The sequence below is a fragment of the Mycobacterium sp. NGS29 genome (genome assembly GCF_059812965.1).
This window is the reverse complement of sequence record NZ_JCALDR010000002.1, coordinates 277,803-293,554: the sequence shown is the minus strand read 5'-3', so window position 1 is coordinate 293,554 and position 15,752 is coordinate 277,803. Positions and strand designations below refer to the sequence as shown.

Annotated in this window: 14 protein-coding genes; 6 read left to right on the top strand and 8 right to left on the bottom strand. The window is 66.4% G+C overall.

Annotated elements, in window-relative coordinates; genetic code table 11:
• The first annotated feature begins 3 nt into the window (after positions 1-3).
• The gene (locus tag AC5Y5Z_RS03810; protein ID WP_463825746.1) at positions 4-708 is read left to right on the top strand and encodes a TVP38/TMEM64 family protein; all 705 of its coding nucleotides are present in this window, start codon (positions 4-6) and stop codon (positions 706-708) included.
• 146 nt (positions 709-854) lie between these two features.
• Here the strand turns inward: AC5Y5Z_RS03810 and AC5Y5Z_RS03805 are convergent, their stop codons facing one another.
• Both AC5Y5Z_RS03805 and galT read right to left on the bottom strand, forming a co-directional pair.
• Positions 855-1,946: a galactokinase gene (locus AC5Y5Z_RS03805; RefSeq protein ID WP_499923477.1), complete on the bottom strand. Its 1,092-nt coding sequence runs from the start codon at positions 1,944-1,946 to the stop codon at positions 855-857.
• Positions 1,943-2,962, bottom strand: coding sequence for a galactose-1-phosphate uridylyltransferase (galT, locus tag AC5Y5Z_RS03800; RefSeq protein ID WP_499923674.1), 1,020 nt, complete (start codon positions 2,960-2,962; stop codon positions 1,943-1,945). The genes AC5Y5Z_RS03805 and galT overlap by 4 nt, the downstream gene beginning before the upstream one ends.
• 234 nt (positions 2,963-3,196) lie before the next feature.
• Between galT and AC5Y5Z_RS03795 the strand changes: the two genes are divergently transcribed.
• The 5 genes from AC5Y5Z_RS03795 to AC5Y5Z_RS03775 all read left to right on the top strand — a co-directional run bounded on the left by AC5Y5Z_RS03795 (position 3,197) and on the right by AC5Y5Z_RS03775 (position 10,461).
• Positions 3,197-5,572: a lysylphosphatidylglycerol synthase transmembrane domain-containing protein gene (locus tag AC5Y5Z_RS03795; RefSeq protein WP_463825980.1), complete on the top strand. Its 2,376-nt coding sequence runs from the start codon at positions 3,197-3,199 to the stop codon at positions 5,570-5,572.
• 91 nt (positions 5,573-5,663) lie between these two features.
• Positions 5,664-6,368 carry an envelope biogenesis lipoprotein LpqN gene (lpqN, locus tag AC5Y5Z_RS03790; RefSeq protein WP_463825744.1) on the top strand — a complete coding sequence of 235 codons (705 nt, stop codon included), beginning with the start codon at positions 5,664-5,666 and terminating at the stop codon, positions 6,366-6,368.
• Between the two features lie 102 nt (positions 6,369-6,470).
• Positions 6,471-6,956: a PNPOx family protein gene (locus AC5Y5Z_RS03785; RefSeq protein ID WP_499923471.1), complete on the top strand. Its 486-nt coding sequence runs from the start codon at positions 6,471-6,473 to the stop codon at positions 6,954-6,956.
• An 11-nt stretch (positions 6,957-6,967) separates the two neighbouring features.
• Complete coding sequence (locus AC5Y5Z_RS03780) at positions 6,968-9,160, top strand: FUSC family protein (RefSeq protein ID WP_499923469.1); 2,193 nt, start codon at positions 6,968-6,970, stop codon at positions 9,158-9,160.
• A gap of 68 nt (positions 9,161-9,228) precedes the next feature.
• Positions 9,229-10,461 carry a cytochrome P450 gene (locus tag AC5Y5Z_RS03775; protein ID WP_499923467.1) on the top strand — a complete coding sequence of 411 codons (1,233 nt, stop codon included), beginning with the start codon at positions 9,229-9,231 and terminating at the stop codon, positions 10,459-10,461.
• A 61-nt stretch (positions 10,462-10,522) separates the two neighbouring features.
• Here the strand turns inward: AC5Y5Z_RS03775 and fadD1 are convergent, their stop codons facing one another.
• The 6 genes from fadD1 to AC5Y5Z_RS03745 are packed head-to-tail and all read right to left on the bottom strand — an operon-like array spanning position 10,523 to position 15,749.
• Positions 10,523-12,103, bottom strand: coding sequence for a fatty-acid--CoA ligase FadD1 (fadD1, locus tag AC5Y5Z_RS03770; protein ID WP_499923465.1), 1,581 nt, complete (start codon positions 12,101-12,103; stop codon positions 10,523-10,525).
• Positions 12,096-12,503 carry a Zn-ribbon domain-containing OB-fold protein gene (locus AC5Y5Z_RS03765; protein ID WP_473139366.1) on the bottom strand — a complete coding sequence of 136 codons (408 nt, stop codon included), beginning with the start codon at positions 12,501-12,503 and terminating at the stop codon, positions 12,096-12,098. The genes fadD1 and AC5Y5Z_RS03765 overlap by 8 nt, the downstream gene beginning before the upstream one ends.
• Before the next feature lies 1 nt (position 12,504).
• Complete coding sequence (locus tag AC5Y5Z_RS03760; protein ID WP_499923462.1) at positions 12,505-13,707, bottom strand: thiolase family protein; 1,203 nt, start codon at positions 13,705-13,707, stop codon at positions 12,505-12,507.
• The gene (locus AC5Y5Z_RS03755; RefSeq protein ID WP_499923460.1) at positions 13,704-14,135 is read right to left on the bottom strand and encodes a MaoC/PaaZ C-terminal domain-containing protein; all 432 of its coding nucleotides are present in this window, start codon (positions 14,133-14,135) and stop codon (positions 13,704-13,706) included. Before AC5Y5Z_RS03755 ends, AC5Y5Z_RS03760 begins: the two co-directional genes overlap by 4 nt.
• Positions 14,132-14,632 (bottom strand): MaoC family dehydratase, encoded by a 501-nt coding sequence (locus AC5Y5Z_RS03750; RefSeq protein ID WP_499923457.1) that lies wholly within the window; start codon positions 14,630-14,632, stop codon positions 14,132-14,134. The genes AC5Y5Z_RS03755 and AC5Y5Z_RS03750 overlap by 4 nt, the downstream gene beginning before the upstream one ends.
• Positions 14,625-15,749, bottom strand: coding sequence for an acyl-CoA dehydrogenase family protein (locus AC5Y5Z_RS03745; protein WP_499923454.1), 1,125 nt, complete (start codon positions 15,747-15,749; stop codon positions 14,625-14,627). The genes AC5Y5Z_RS03750 and AC5Y5Z_RS03745 overlap by 8 nt, the downstream gene beginning before the upstream one ends.
• Positions 15,750-15,752 lie beyond the last annotated feature (3 nt).

Below are 15,752 nucleotides of genomic sequence, written 5' to 3'. Positions count from 1 at the left end.
ACCATGGTCCACAGTGACGAAGTAGTCCCCAACTCGCGTCGCCGCCACATCGTCAAACTGGTGTTGCTGCTCGGTTTCCTATTCGCGATGTTCTACTTGACAGCCATCGCGCGCGTGATCGATATCGACGCGGTGCGGCGGGCGGTCGCGACGACGGGCCCGTTGGCGCCGCTGGTGTACGTGCCGGTGTCGGCAATGCTGGGTGCTTTGTTCGTGCCGGGATCGGTGCTGGCCGCCGGCAGCGGGCTGCTGTTCGGTCCGGTGGTCGGCATCTTCGTGACGCTGGGCGCGTCGGTGGGCACTGCGATCGTCGCGAGCCGGATCGGGCGCCGGGCCGGCCGGGACAGCGCCCGCGGGTTGCTGGGTGCCCGCCGGGCCGACCGCATCGACGCGCTGATCGAGCGGCGCGGACTGTGGGCGGTTGTCGGCCAGCGATTCGTTCCGGGCATCTCCGACGCCCTCGCCTCTTACACGTTCGGTGCATTCGGAGTTCCGTTGTGGCAGATGGCGATCGGCTCATTCATCGGATCGGCGCCCCGCGCCTTCGTCTACACCGCGCTCGGTGCCTCGATCCGCGACCGGTCCTCGACGCTGGCCTACGCGGCGATAGGCGTGTGGTGTGTGACCGCCATCATCGGTGCGTTCGCGGCGCGCCGCGGGTACCGGCACTGGCGCGGGCATACCCGCGCCGCTGAGGATCCGCAATGATCCACTCAGCGGCGCTGCGCGGAGACGAACAGGTTCGCCGGATCCTCATTTACGACCTCCGTGGCCGGACCGATGGGTCAAGACAGACCATGCGCACGTCCGCCCTCAATAGCGGCCCGAGCGGGCCCGCAGTCCGGCGCGCTCACTCATTGACACACGGACGCCCCGTCGGCAGCACTCGTCGAATAGATCGTCGGCTCCTCGTAACCGGCATCAGACGCCGCCCGTCGTACCGCCGATGCGACGGCAGTCGTTCGATCCGCCGGCACCAGGGCGATCACGCTTCCCCCGAACCCGCCTCCGGTCATCCTGGCACCCAGCGCGCCGGCAGCCACCGCGGAGTCGGCGAGCAGATCGATGTGCCCGGTGGTGATGCCGAAATCGTCGCGCATGGAGGCGTGTGACGCGGTCATGATTCGACCGGCCGCAACCATATCCGAATCTTGCAGCGCGGCAACGAAATCCAGAACCCGTTGATTTTCGGTCAGGACATGCCGGGCGCGGCGGGCGTCGACCGGATCGACGATCGCACTCAGTGCCGCCGGCCCGCGGTCCTGCGCGTCACGCAACGAGGCAACGCCCAAAGCGCCAGCCGCCCGCTCACAGGAGGTTCGTCGTGTCGCATACTCCCCGCCGGCATGACTGTGTCGGGCCCGTGAATCTAGCAGCAGCAGAACGACATCGGCAGCGTCCGGATCGAAAGGCACCAACTCGACCGTGGTGGTCTGGAAATCGATCAGCAACGCTTTCTTCGTCTTGCCGAACAACGCCGCCAACTGGTCGAGCAAACCCGTTGGCGCACCGACGTATTCGTTCTCGGCACGCTGCGCCATCCTGGCCAGGAGGGTCCGCTCCAGGCCGATACCGGCGGCGGCGTCGATGACACCCGCTGCCGCGCACGCCAGCGCCGCAGAGGATGCCAGACCAGATCCGATCTCGACGTCACTGCTGATCGCCATTGTTCCGCCCGGTACCCGGTGGCCGGCCCGACGCAGCGCCCACACCACCCCGGCTACATAGCCCGCCCACCCAGTCACCTCACCCGGCACGGTGTCGAGCCTGATCCGCACCGATTCGTCGGCGCGATCACTGTGCACGGTGATTGCGTCGCTGCGGTCGGATGAGAAGGTGGCGACGGTGCGCTGCGGCAAAGCTATCGGCAGCGCGAAACCCAAGTTGTAGTCGGTGTGTTCGCCGATCAGGTTGACCCGCCCGGGCGCTGCGTAACGGACGCTCACGAACCCAGCTCGCGCATGCGGGCGGCAACCGTTTCGGGGGTGACATCGCTGATGAACGCATCCATCGCCGACTCGGCGGACGCCAGGTACTTCAACTTGGCGGCGCTGCGCCGGATCGACATGAGCTCGACGTGGAAATAGCCGTCCCGCTGGGCATCGGTGTACTGGTGCAGCGCCGACATGTAGGGCAGCGGTGACGAATACATCCGATCGAACCTGCGCAACACGTCACGATACGTCACCGCGAACTCGTCCAGTTCCGCACCGGTCAGCTCAGTGATGTTGCGCACCAACCGATTCGGATAAATGTGTACCTCCACCGGCCAGCGCGCAGCGAACGGCACGAAAACGGTGAACAACTCCCCGTGCGAGATGACCCGGGCGCCGTCGGCAACCTCGCGGGCCAGCAGGTCGGCAAACAGGTTGGAGCCGTGGCGGGCCCGGTGCCGACGAGCCTGCTGCAGCATCAAGGCGGTGCGCGGGGTGACATACGGATACGCGTAGATCTGGCCGTGCGGATGGCTCAGCGTCACACCGATCTCCTCGCCGCGGTTCTCGAAGCAGAACACCTGCGCAACGCCGGGCCGGGTCAGCAGGTCGGCGGTGCGGTGCCGCCATGCCTCGACCACCAGGCGGGCGTGCCCGATGTCCAGACCCGCGAAGGAGCCGGTGTGGTCGGCCGAGAAGCAGATCACTTCGCATCGCCCGGCGGCTGCGGCGGACGCGAAGGCGTCGTCGCCGGGGTCGCTGATGATGCCGGTACCGGCCAGGCTGGGAAACCGGTTCTCGAAGACGACGACGTCGTATCCGGGGGCGGGCACCTCACTGGTCATTCCCGTCGGCCCCGGACACAGCGGACACTGCGTGGCCGGCGGCCGGTAGGTCCGATCCTGGCGATGCGCAGCGATGATCACCCATTGCCCGGTGGTCCGGTCATACCGCAGCTCCGAGGGCGCCGGGTCGCGCTCGGGTAGCGGCCGGCGATCCGGAACCGGCGCGGGGACGTGGCCGGGCATCGCGAAGAAGAGCAGCTCACGACCGTCGGCCAGCGCCCACCGCGTCGCTGCGAATTGGCCGCTGAACAGCGGATGCTCGCTCACACTCCAGACTTCCCGCAGTCGATGGACACCACCGCCGACCCTAGAACAAAAGGGGGATCGGAACGGCTGCGGCGCACGGCGCAGGCTAAGTTGTCGTAGAACACGGCAGCCGGAACCGATCCCAAGGACCTCGAAGGACGACCCGTGCACATGCGAGTCGACGGGCGCGACATCACGGTGTCCGGCAGCTTGCTGCAACCACTGACCCGGCGCACCAACGACATCATCCGGCTGGGGTTGGCGACCCTCGCTCTCGTCGGGGTGATCACCAGTTCGCTGATCACCCGCCCCCGCTGGATAGCGCTGGAGAAATCCATCTCCGAGATCGTCGGGGTGCTGACGCAGACCCAATCCGATCTGGTGTACCTCGCGTACGGCATCGCCATCCTGGCGTTGCCGTTCATCATCCTGATCGGGCTGATCGTGTCGCGGCAGTGGAAGTTGCTCGGCGCGTACGGGGCCGCCGCGCTGCTGGCCGTACTGCCGCTGTCGATCAGCAGCAACCGCATCGCCGCGCCGAACTGGCACTTCGACCTCACCGACAAGCTGAGCACGCTGCCGTCGCAGTTCCTCGACGACCCGCGCTGGATCGCAATGCTTGCGGCGGTACTGACCGTGTCCGGGCCCTGGCTGCCCGCCCGTTGGCGGCGCTGGTGGTGGACGCTGCTGCTGGCTTTCGTGCCGATCCACCTCGTCATCAGCGCCATCATCCCCGCGCGTGCAGTGGTCGGGCTGTCGGTCGGCTGGTTCGTCGGCGCGTTCGTGGTCCTGGTCGTCGGGACCCCCGCGCTGGAGGTCCCGCTGGACGGCGCCGTCCGCGCGATGGCCAAACGCGGATTTCTGGCGTCCCGGCTGCTGGTGGTCCGACCCGGCGGTCCGGGGCCGCTGGTGTTGTCGGCCGAAGCCACCGAGCCTGCGGCACGTGCCGCGGTCGAACTGTACGGGCCACATCAGCGCAGTGGCGGTGCCCTGCGTCAACTGTGGTGGAAATTGCGGCTGCGCGGGTCGGAGACCGCACCACTGCAGACCTCGCTGCGACGCGCTGTCGAGCATCGCGCCCTGATGGCGATCGCCATCAGTGACATCGGCGTGGCGAACACCGCGACGATCGCGCTGGCCGCTCTGGACCGCGGCTGGACGATGTATGCCCACGAGCCCGTTCGGGGGGTGCCGCTCGCGGAATGCGCCGGCCGGACACCGGTCGGCAGCATCTGGGAATCCTTGCGCATCCTCAACGACCATCAGATCTCGCACGGGGACCTGCGCTGCAATGAGATCACGGTCGCCGACGGCAAGGCATTGTTCGGGGGGTTCGGCGCCGCCGAGTACGGCGCGACCGATGCCCAACTGCAGTCCGACATCGCCCACCTGCTGGTGACGACGACGGCGTTGTACGACGCCCGCTCAGCGGTGGCCGCCGCCATCGATACGTTCGGTAACGAGACCATCCTCACCGCGTCCCGGCGCTTGACGAAATCAGCTGTGCCGAAACGTATCCGGCGTTCCGTGGCTAACGCGAAGACGGTCATTGCCGAGGCCCGAGCGGAGGTGCAGCGCCAGACAGGTGCCGATCAGATCAAAGACGAGACGATCACCAGGTTCAGCCGTAGCCAGGTCATTCAACTGGTGCTGATCGGCGCCCTGGTCTATGTGGCGTATCCCTTCATCAGCACGGTGCCGACGTTCTTCTCGGAATTGAGACACGCGAACTGGTCGTGGGCGCTGCTCGGCCTGGCGGTCTCGGCGTTGACCTACGTGGGCGCGGCCGGTGCGTTGTGGGCTTGCGCGGACGGTGCCGTCAGCTTCCGGAATTTGTCAATCATGCAGGTGGCCAACACTTTCGCGGCTACCACCACCCCGGCCGGTGTCGGTGGCCTGGCGCTGAGCACCCGATTCCTGCAGAAGGGCGGCCTGACTGCATTGCGGGCCACCGCGGCGGTGGCGCTGCAGCAGTCGGTGCAGGTCATCGTCCACGTCGCGCTGCTGATCTTGTTCAGCGCCGTTGCCGGAACATCGACCGACCTCTCGCATTTCGTTCCGACCGCCACGGTGCTCTACCTGATCGCCGGGGTCGCGCTGGGTATCCTCGGCACCTTCCTGCTGGTGCCCAACTTGCGGCGGTGGTTGTCCACCGAACTGCGTCCGAAACTCACGGAAGTGACCGGTGACCTCGTCGAGCTGGCTAAGGAGCCGAAGCGGCTGTCGCTGATCGTCTTAGGCAGTGCCGGAACAACTCTCGGCGCTGCGCTGGCGCTGTGGGCGAGCGTCGAGGCGTTCGGCGGCGGCACCACGTTCGTCACCGTCACGGTGGTGACGATGGTCGGGGGCACCCTGGCGTCAGCAGCTCCCACCCCGGGCGGCGTCGGCGCCGTCGAGGCGGCGCTGATCGGAGGCTTGGCCGCCTTCGGCGTGCCTGCCGCTATCGGGGTGCCGTCGGTGTTGCTGTACCGGGTGCTGACCTGTTGGTTGCCGGTTTTCGTGGGGTGGCCGGTAATGCGCTGGCTCACCAAGAATGAAATGGTCTGACGCCGGGTGCTGCGAGTCGCGGCCATACAGATAATCTCAGGCAACGTCACCGGGCACAGACACCGGGGCCCAACTCTGGGAGAACACGTAGATGAAGGATCTCACCGCGGTCGTGGCAACAGTGGCCCTGAGCCTGACGCTGGTCGGCTGCCACTCTGAAACGAAAACGGAAGTCAAGACGTCGACGTCGACAAGCACGTCGACCTCCACCACCACCGTGTCAGCCCCGACCACCAGCCCCACGGCCGGTTCGCAGGCAAATAAGACCATCGCCGACTACATCCGGGAAAAGAACATCAAGGAGACCCCCGTTCACCACGGCGACCCGGGATCCCCGACCATCAACCTGCCAGTCCCCAACGGCTGGCACACGCTGCCGGAGGGCCCCAACGCACCGTACGGCGGGATCGTCTTCGACGCGCCCGCGGACCCCAACGATGCGCCCACCATCGTGGCGATCGTCTCCAGGCTCGACGGTGACGTCGACCCGGCCAAGATCCTCGAATACGCCCCGGGTGAGCTGAAGAACCTGCCGCAATTCGAGGGTGGCAGCGCCAACGGGCGCGAGGGCACACTGGGCGTCGCGCCGGGCGAGACCTTCAAGGCCTGGCAGTTCGGCGGCACGTACGTCAAGAACGACAAGAAGCGGACGGTCGCGCAGAAGACCGTGGTGATCACCGGACCCAACGGGGTGTTCGTGCTGCAACTCGATGCCGACGCGCTGGACTCCGAGCAAGCCCCGTTGATGGCGGCCACCAACGTCATCGATGAGCAGACGACGATCACGACGAGCTGACCAGGCAACTGACGGTACGCCGCGGAGCCAGCCCGCTCCGCGGCGTTTCTGTCGGTCGGGGTATTTCGGTGCCCGACCCCGATTGGACTTACGGTTGGTGACATGACAGATCAGTCGTACGCGGTCGACGTCGGCCATCCACCGTCGGCATTACTCAAAGCCATCAACCCGGTCCTGCGTTTCCTGTTGGGCACACCGTTCGCGGGACCGATAGGCAGACAGCTGATGGTGCTGAAGCTCACCGGCCGCAAGTCGGGCAAACAGTTCTCTGTTCCGGTGAGCGCCCACTCCATCGACAACGAGCTCTATGCGCTGGCCAATGCGAACTGGAAGTACAACTTCAAAGGCGGCGGACCCGCGCAAGTGGTCTACGACGGCAGGACGCGGACGATGCGCGGCGAAGTCGTCGAAGACCCCGCGACGACGTATGACCTGTATCTGCGCTGTGCCCAGTCCTACGGAGTCAAACGAGCCCAGCGGATGATGGGCCTGAAATTCCGCGATGAGCGCATACCGGCCCGGGAGGACTTCGCCGAGGCGATCGACCGGTTGAAGTTGGTAGCGATCAAGTTCACCCCGGACGCGTAAACCGTTTTCCTTTGCAGTCGGTCGACGTGATACCCGCGTTTCTCCAGCGCGCCCGCACCTGGACGGCCGGCACCGATCCCGGGCTGCTGCGGCTGCGGTTGGCCATTCGCGCCACGATCGCGCTGGCGTGTTCGCTGGTGGTGATGTACGTGCTCACCACGGCGACGCGGCAACCGTTGACGGTCGCACTGTTCGGTGCGGTCATCACGATGGTCGCGTCGCGGTCGGTCAACGAGCCCGACCCCCGTACGCAACGGATCACCATGGCGCTGTTGCCGATACCGGCCGGCCTGTCGATCACCGCTGCCGCCCTGCTGTCACCCCACCCACTGGTGACCGACGCCGTGTTCGTCGTCGTGGTCTTCGTCGCGGTCTATATCCGCCGATTCGGTGCACGCGGGCAGGCTTTGGGCATGGTGGCGTTCATGGCCTATTTCTTCGCGCTGTATCTGCGGGCCGGTCTGCACGAGTTGCCGTACATGCTCTGCGCGGTTGCGGTGGGCACGCTGAGCACTTTCGTGATGACGACCTATGTACTGCCGGATCGCCCAGAACGCGTGCTGCGGGCCACTATTCGCTCGTTGCGGGCGCGGATGGCGCTCGTGGTCGACACTGCCGCCGAGTTGCTGCGGGCGGACCGTCTCGATGAGCGGCGTCGGCGCCGCATGCGCGCCCGTATCGCGCGACTCAACGACACCGCGCTGATGGTGCAGGATCGCATCGAAGACAAGTCGAACCCGGCCGCCCCGTCCCTCGGGGAACGGTTGGCGCCGTGGCTGTTCGACGCCGAACTGGCGGTCGAATGGGCGGCGATCGCCGCCCAGCGCGCGGCCCTGTCGGCCCAACAGGGATCCCCGTTCCCCGCTGCGCAACGCGACGAACTGATCGGCGCGCTCACCGAACTCAGCCGGGCGATCAGGAACCCCAGTCCGGACGGACTCCGCCGCGCCGCCGACCGCGCACAGCACGTCCTGGACGCTCAGCCCGCCGGTGACATCGCCGTGCGGCGACTGGCCATGGCGATAATCGGCGCTGCCACCGCCACTTCGGAGGTGCGGACACTGATCGACAGCGTCGTCGGCGGCGACTTCGAACCATCGATGCCGGAGGACGATGCCGCGGAACCCGACGGCGACACCGATGCCGAGCAGTCGCCCGCCGGCCTGCTGCCGACGACCCGGCAGGCGATCCAGGCGAGCGTGGCGGCCGCGCTGGCCATCGTCGTCGGCGACCGGGTATCGCCGGATCGCTGGTATTGGGCGGTGATCGCGGCGTTCGTGGTCTTCGCCGGCACCAACACCTGGGGTGACACCCTCACCAAGGGCTGGCAGCGACTGTTGGGTACGGCGCTGGGCGTCCCGTGCGGCATGCTGGTCGCCACCTTGTTCGCCGGAAACACGGTCGGCTCGGTGGCGATGGTCTTTGCGTGCCTGTTCTGCACCTTCTATTTCATGCAGGTCACCCAGAGCCTGATGGCGTTCTGGATCACTACGATGCTGGCCCTGTTGTACGGACTGATGGGCCAGTTCAGTGTCGATGTTCTGGTGGTGCGGATCGAGGAGACAGCGGTCGGTGCGGTGATCGGTGTCGCCGTCGCAATTCTGGTGCTACCCACCAATATCGGCACCACAATCCGCAACGACACCCGCGAGTTCTTGACGGCGCTGTGCACCCTGATCGAAACCTCGGTCGCGACGATGTTCGACGACGACGCCGCAGTGAGCCCGACCGAACAGGCGCGACAACTCGATCGCAAGTTGCAGCAGTACCGGGCCACTGCCAAACCGCTGGTCGCCGGGGTTACCGGCCTGGCCGGTCGCCGCAACATGCAGCGCGAACTCAGGTTGTTCGCTGCCTGCGACCGGTATGCCCGCGTCCTGGCCCGCCGCAGCGAGCGGTACGAAAGCCCTGACTCCTCCGGTGAACTCGCGGCAGCGGTGTCCGACGCCGCCGCGCAGGTCCAGCGGAACATCGCCGCGCTGGTCGAGACCCTCGACGGTACACAGCCGGCGGCCATCGTCTCGGCGGCAGATGCGCTGGACGCGGCCGAGGAACTGGCCCGCCGCCATGACAGCCGACCCATATCGGATCTACAGCTTTCGGTGCTACATCCGCTACGCCAGATAGACCGGGTGATCATCGCCGCGGCAACCCACCTCGATGCGGATGCAGTACTCGGTCCGATTGGTCCAAAGGCGGCATAACTCTTGCGTTCCCCGGCCGGCGCCTGGCTACGATCATCTCGATCACACCTCGCCGAGGAGGATGTCGGATGGCCGCTCCCAACCTGCCGCCGGGCTTCGACTTCACCGACCCCGACATCTACGCGCACCGGCTGCCGGTGGCCGAGTTCGCCGAACTGCGCGCGACAGCCCCGGTCTGGTGGAATGAGCAGCCGCCCGACACAGGCGGTTTCGGCGACGGCGGCTACTGGGTGGTGAGCAAGCACCGCGACGTTCGTGACGTTTCGTTGCGCAGCGACGTGTTCTCGTCGGCCGAGAAGTCGATCGTGCCGCGCTACCGGGGTGACTTGGCGCAGGGCCAGATTGAGGCCGGACGGACATCGATGATCATGATGGACGACCCGGAACACACCCGATTACGTAAGATTGTGGCGCGCGGTTTCACGCCCCGCGCCATCGAGCGGCTGCGAGCCGACCTTTCCGAACGGGCGGGGAAGATCGCCGCCCGGGCCGCGGCCGAAGGTAGCGGAGACTTCGTCCGACAGGTGGCCGCCGAATTGCCGTTGCAGGCGATCGCCGGGCTGCTCGGAGTGCCGGTGGCGGATCGTGAAAAGCTTTTCGACTGGTCCAACCAGATGATCGGCAGCGACGATCCCGAGTTCGCCGACCATGACGCGCTGACCTCGGCGGGCGAAATGATGTGGTACGCCATGCAATTGGCAGCCCGCAAGGCCGACAATCCCGGACCGGACATCGTGTCGACGCTGGTGCGTGCTGACAACGACGGCAGCTTGTCCGACGCCGAGTTCGGCATGTTCGTGGTGACCCTGGCCATCGCGGGCAACGAGACCACCCGCAATTCGATCACGCACGGCATGATGGCCTTCGCCGACTGTCCCGAGCAATGGGAGCTGTTCAAGTCGCAACGCCCGAAGACCGCGGCCGACGAGATCATCCGCTGGGCCACACCGATCACCGCCTTCCAGCGCACCGCACTGATCGACACCGAACTCGGCGGCGTTGCGATCAGGAAGGGCCAGCGGGTGGTCATGTTCTACCGGTCAGCCAATTTCGACGAGGACGTCTTCGACGACGCGTACTCCTTCAACATCTTGCGCAGCCCCAATCCGCACGTCGGATTCGGCGGCACCGGAGCGCATTACTGCATCGGCGCCAATCTGGCCCGCATGACGATCGACCTGATGTTCAACGCGATCGCCGACACCATGCCCGACCTGCAGTCGCTGGGCGAACCCGAGCGACTGCGATCGCCGTTCATCACCGGGATCAAACACTGGCAGGTCGATTACGGGAGTAAGTAAAGTGTGCCGTCGGTTTCGGTGCGGGTGTTGCGGCCGGGCAGGGACACCCACCGACAAGTGCTCAGTTCTTCACGCGGACAACGTAATCCCGTCCACGCTCCGCCCGTTCCCACAACGTGCCGTCCCCGGCGGAAACACCCGCCTCGATCAGTTTCCGCTTGAGGATCTTGTTGGTCGCGGTCCAGGGCAGGGCCGCATTGATCCGGACGTAGCGCGGCCACGCCTTCGGCGACAGGTCGGGTTGGCCGGCGAGAAAGTCACCGAACTGCTTTGGCGTCAACGTCGCTGCATTGTTCAGCACCAGTGCCGCCATCACCTGATCGCCGACGTGCGCGTCGGGAACCGCGTACACCGCGACATGGTTGACTTCGGGAATCCGTTGCAGGATGCGCTCAATCGGACCGGCCGCAAGGTTCTCCCCGTCTACCCGCATCCAGTCCGCAGTGCGCCCGGCCAGGTAAATCCACCCGTCGGCGTCGCGGTAGGCGAGGTCACCTGACCAGTACATCCCGTCGCGCATCCGTTCGTCGGTCGCCGCGGAATCGTTGTAGTAGCCGGTGAATCCACCCGCCCCGTAGGTGTTGACCAATTCGCCGACCGCCTCGTCGACGTTGACGAGTGCGCCGTACTGATCGAATACGGCAGGCGCACATTCGGTGCGGGTCTCCGAGTGGTACACACTGACACCGGGATATCCCCTGCCGATCGAACCCGGCGGCGTATCGTCTTCACGCATCACGACCACGGCGAATTCGCTGGAGCCGAAGCTGTCCACCACTCGACACCCGAATCGCCTTGCGAAATCCGCGATATCGCGTTCGGTGGCCTCGTTGCCGAACGCTGCGCGCAGCGGGTTGTCGGCGTCGTCGGGCTGCTCCGGTGTGGCCAGTACCAGCGCCAGCGGCTTACCCACGTAATTCAGGTACGTGACCCCGTACCGCCGGACATCGGTGAGGAACCGTGCCGGGGAGAACTTGGCCGGAACCATGGCGGCACCGGCGCTCACCGCAACCGACCAGCCTGCGGCCACACCGTTGGAATGGAACAGGGGCATTGCCAGGTAACACACATCGGCGCCGGTGAGCGCGAACCGCTCGACCAGACTCGCCCCGCACATGACCGCCATCGCGTGAGCGAACCGCACCGCCTTAGGGTCACCACTGGTGCCGGAGGTAAAGATCATCATCACCGGATCCGCACCGCCGACTTCACGGGCCAGCAACGGAGCCGCACCCGTCACTGCGTCGCGGTACTCGGCGCCGTTGACGTTCAGAACAACCACACCCGGTAGGTCCAGCCCGTCGAGCAGCGACAGATGATCGTCGTCGACGAGCACCAGTTGGCAGTCCGACCTTGTGATGTCCGCCGCCAGGCCGGCTCCGCGGCGGGTGGTGTTGATCCCGCACAACACATACCCACCGAGTGCGGCCGCAGCCATCGACCGCAGCATCGCCGGCGAATTGCCCAGCAGCGCAGCGACATGACTGGGACGCCCCGCGGCGAGGCGGACCAGGACGACCGAGGCTTCGGCGGACGCCTCGGCGAGATGCTCACGCCAGGTCCAGGTTCGCTCGCCATGGCGCACCGCGACGGAGTCGTCGTCGATCCGGGAACGCAGCAGCTGCTGCATCGTCTCAAACATCGGCAGGCCGGTACCGCAATAACGTGATGCCGTCACCGTCACAGAACACCGGCACCACCCGCATGCCGATGCGGATATCGTCCGGTTCGACGTCGACGAGTTCGGTGCTGACCCGCGGCCCGACATCCCATTCGACGACAGCGAGCAACTGCGGCAGACGTTCCGCCCACGGCGGGCCGGTGGGGCGCCGCGCCACGGTGTAGGTGTACAGCGTTCCGGCACCGTCGATTTCACGCCATTCCAGGTCGTCGGTCAGCGTGCCGGGCGCCAACGTACGCGGGTAGAACACATACCTTTCCGCCGACGGTGAGTATTGGATCAGAATCCTGTGCTCGCGCAACGCATCCCAGAACGGTGCGGAAACGGGCGTCGGCTCGGGCAGCGGCAGCGCACCGGTCATGTCAGTCGCCGCCCAGCACGAGGGCCACCTGCTCGCTCATGATGCCGCCGTTGCCGGTGACGAATGCGGTGTTGCAGTCAGGCACCTGCGCCGCACCGGAACGGCCCATCAGCTGACGCGCGCCGTCGACCACATGATGCATCCCACCCGCCATGCCGGCCTGGCCGAACGACAACTGGCCCCCGGCGGTGTTGACCGGGAAATCACCGCGGTAAGTGAGGTCGTGCTCGGTCAGCCACTGCATCCCCTCGCCCTTGCCGCAGAACCCGGCGTCCTCCAGCGTCATCAGCACGGTGATCGTGTAGCAGTCATAGATCGAGGCGACGTCGATGTCATCGCGGCCCAATCCGGCCATGGCGAAGGCCTTGTCGGCGGCACGGGCAATCGGCGTGTGCATCAGGTCGTCGGCGTAGGTGGGTGTCTTGAACCTGATGTGTTCGCCGAAACCCTTGATCCAGACCGGCCGGTGCCGGCTGCTGCGCGCGACATCGGCGTTGGCCACCAGTACGCCGGCGCCGCCTTGGACCCGCATCACGGTCTCCAGCATGTGAATCGGGTCGGCGATCACCGGACTGTTCAGCACGTCATCGACTGTGAGTGGTTTGCCGTGGAACACCGCGCCGGGGTGTGCACAGGCATTGGTCCGCTGCTGCACCGCGATCCTCGCCAAAGCCGATGCATCGTAACCGTATTCGGCTGCATACCGCTGGGCGATCTGTGCGTAGGGTCCGTTCTGGCCGACATTGCCGTACGGAATTTCGAACTCGGCCTGCGGCGAGCCGTAGTTGTTGCTCGACGCCCCGTACCAGCCCAGCGTCCGGGCAGGCCGACGCGCGGACCGCGGCATCTCCAGCGACCCGGGCACCACCGCCAGCACCGCATCGCACACCCCCAGTTCGACCGCCGCCGCCGCCCGCCACACCATTGCCGCCGCGGTTGCGCCACCCAGGTCCACCCGATCACCGAAATCCAGGGGGATGCCGAGATACTCCGACAGGGTCGCGGGCGCGAACATGTCCGACTCGGCGATGCCGTGACACGACAGACCGTTCACCACACCGGGATCGACGCCGGCATCCTCGATGACCATCTTGGCCAGCACCGCGTACTGGTCCAAAGTGAACAGTGCCGGCCGGGTCTGGCGCCGCTCGGCCGGCAATTCGGCGATCCCGACGATGGCCGCCTTGCCCCGCAGGCCGCTCATCGCCTGTTCCGGCGCGGCAACGCGACGCTCGCGGTGCCGGGCATCAGCACCTCCTCGCCGCGCCGGCAATAAATGTCCAGGTCCACCCGTGCACCGGACTCCGACTTGCCCGTCACGTGGCCGCCGAAGGCCAACTCCTGTCCCGGATAGGCGATCGCGCGGTTCTGCACCGCGAACAGCACCAGCCGTCCGGCCCCGCCGATCCAGTCGGTCAGGGCGCGTGACAACAGCGCCGCCTGCAGCGGGCCCTGGACGAGCACGTCGTCGTAACCCTCCACGTCACGCGCCCACGTCTTGTCGTAGTGAATACGGTGGCCGTTGTAGGTGGCGGCGCTGAAGAAGAACATCTGCGTCTCGGTCACCGTAACCGTCAACGGCGTGACCTGATGCCCGATTTCGATATCCTCGTAATGCAGCTGAGCGGTCATGCGGGTCTCGCGATCATCGAGGTCGTAGCCTCGGCGAGGAGTTCGCGGTGCTCATTGCGGTATTCACCACGCCAGGTCACCAGCACGAAACGACCTGAGCGCCCCTCTTTTTCGACGATCGATTCGATAGTGCGCACCAACTCGATCTGGTCACGGTGGTAGGCGGGCCGGTGGAAGGTGGTGCTTTCACCACCGGCCATGCGCCGCGGGGCCCTGGGAAAGGCCAGGCTGCCGGTCGTCGCACCGGATGATCCGTCGGGCCGCAGCGAAGCCAGCGCTGTCACACCGAGGACGGCGTGCTGCAGGAACAGCGGCGGGCAGATGACGTCCCGATACCCTTGTGCGCGCGCGTATTCGGCGTCGAACCACAGCCGATTATGGTCGTCGACTGCGGCGGCCCAACGTTGCCAGTCACGCCGGTTCACTTCGCCGGTCGCGGTCGCAACCACACTGCCGACCCGCGCAGCGGAGGCGGCATCGATCAGGGTCTCAGTCAATTCTATTCTCCCAGTTCATCTCTGCCTCCAACCATTTCGCAGCGATGTCAGCACCGCCTCCGAGTGTCGCGAGCACGCGGGCACGTTCGGAGTACAGGTGCAGATCGGTGTCGACGACATACCCCATCCCGCCGTGCAGCTGGTGGGCATCCAACGTGATCTGCTTGATGCGACTGGCGTGCATGCGCGCGATGGCGGTCTCGCGGGTGGCGGGGATCCCGCGGCCGATCCAGAACACCGCCGAGTGCGCCGCCAACCGAGCCGCTGCCAGCGCGATGTGCATGTCGGCCACCAGATGCTGGGCGGCCTGAAACGATGCGATCGGCCGGCCGAACTGTGCACGCATCTTGGTGTGGTCGACCGTGCGTTGCAGCACCGCCTCGGCCACGCCGACCAGATCCAGACACAGCAGCGCCAGCCTGGCGTTGGCGACCCTCCGCAGGTCTGATCCGGTCAACTCACCGAGTACCCGCCTGGGTTCGTCGATCAGCACGCTCTCGAATCGCACTGTCGCCGCGCGATGTCCGCCCATCATCGTCAGCGGTTCGAGGGTGATCCCGGGTGAGGTAGCGTCGACGACGAATCCCATTGTGCCACTGCCGGTATCGGCGGCGACGACCATCAGGTCGGCCAGATCGGCGTCAGCCACGAAGTCCGCAACGCCGCTCAACCACCAGTGGCCATCGACATGCTGCCGGGCATGCAAACCAGAAGCCAGGTCGGCGGCATTGCGCGGGCTGCACAATGCGGTGGTGCCGCGTGCCGCACCGGAGGCCAGGGTGGGCAGCCAGGCGGCCCGCGCCTCGGCACCGCCCAACCAGTCCACGGCGAGCGAGGCGTGCACGGTGCTGTGCACAACCATGGGGCACAACGCTCGTCCGGCCTCGACGCAGAAGATGCCGAGTTCGGGCAGCCCACCGCCGGCCCCGCCGAACGTCTCCTCGATTGCCAGACCGAGCAGGCCCACCTCGGCGAGCGCTTTCCACAGGCCCGGGGTGATGCGTTCCCCGTCCGGGCGGTGCAGTGCCCGCGCCAGCGTCGTCGGGCATTCGGCTGCCAGCAACTGCCGGCACATCGCGGCCAGGTCACGTTCATCCTGATCGGGGATCAGCCGCATGCG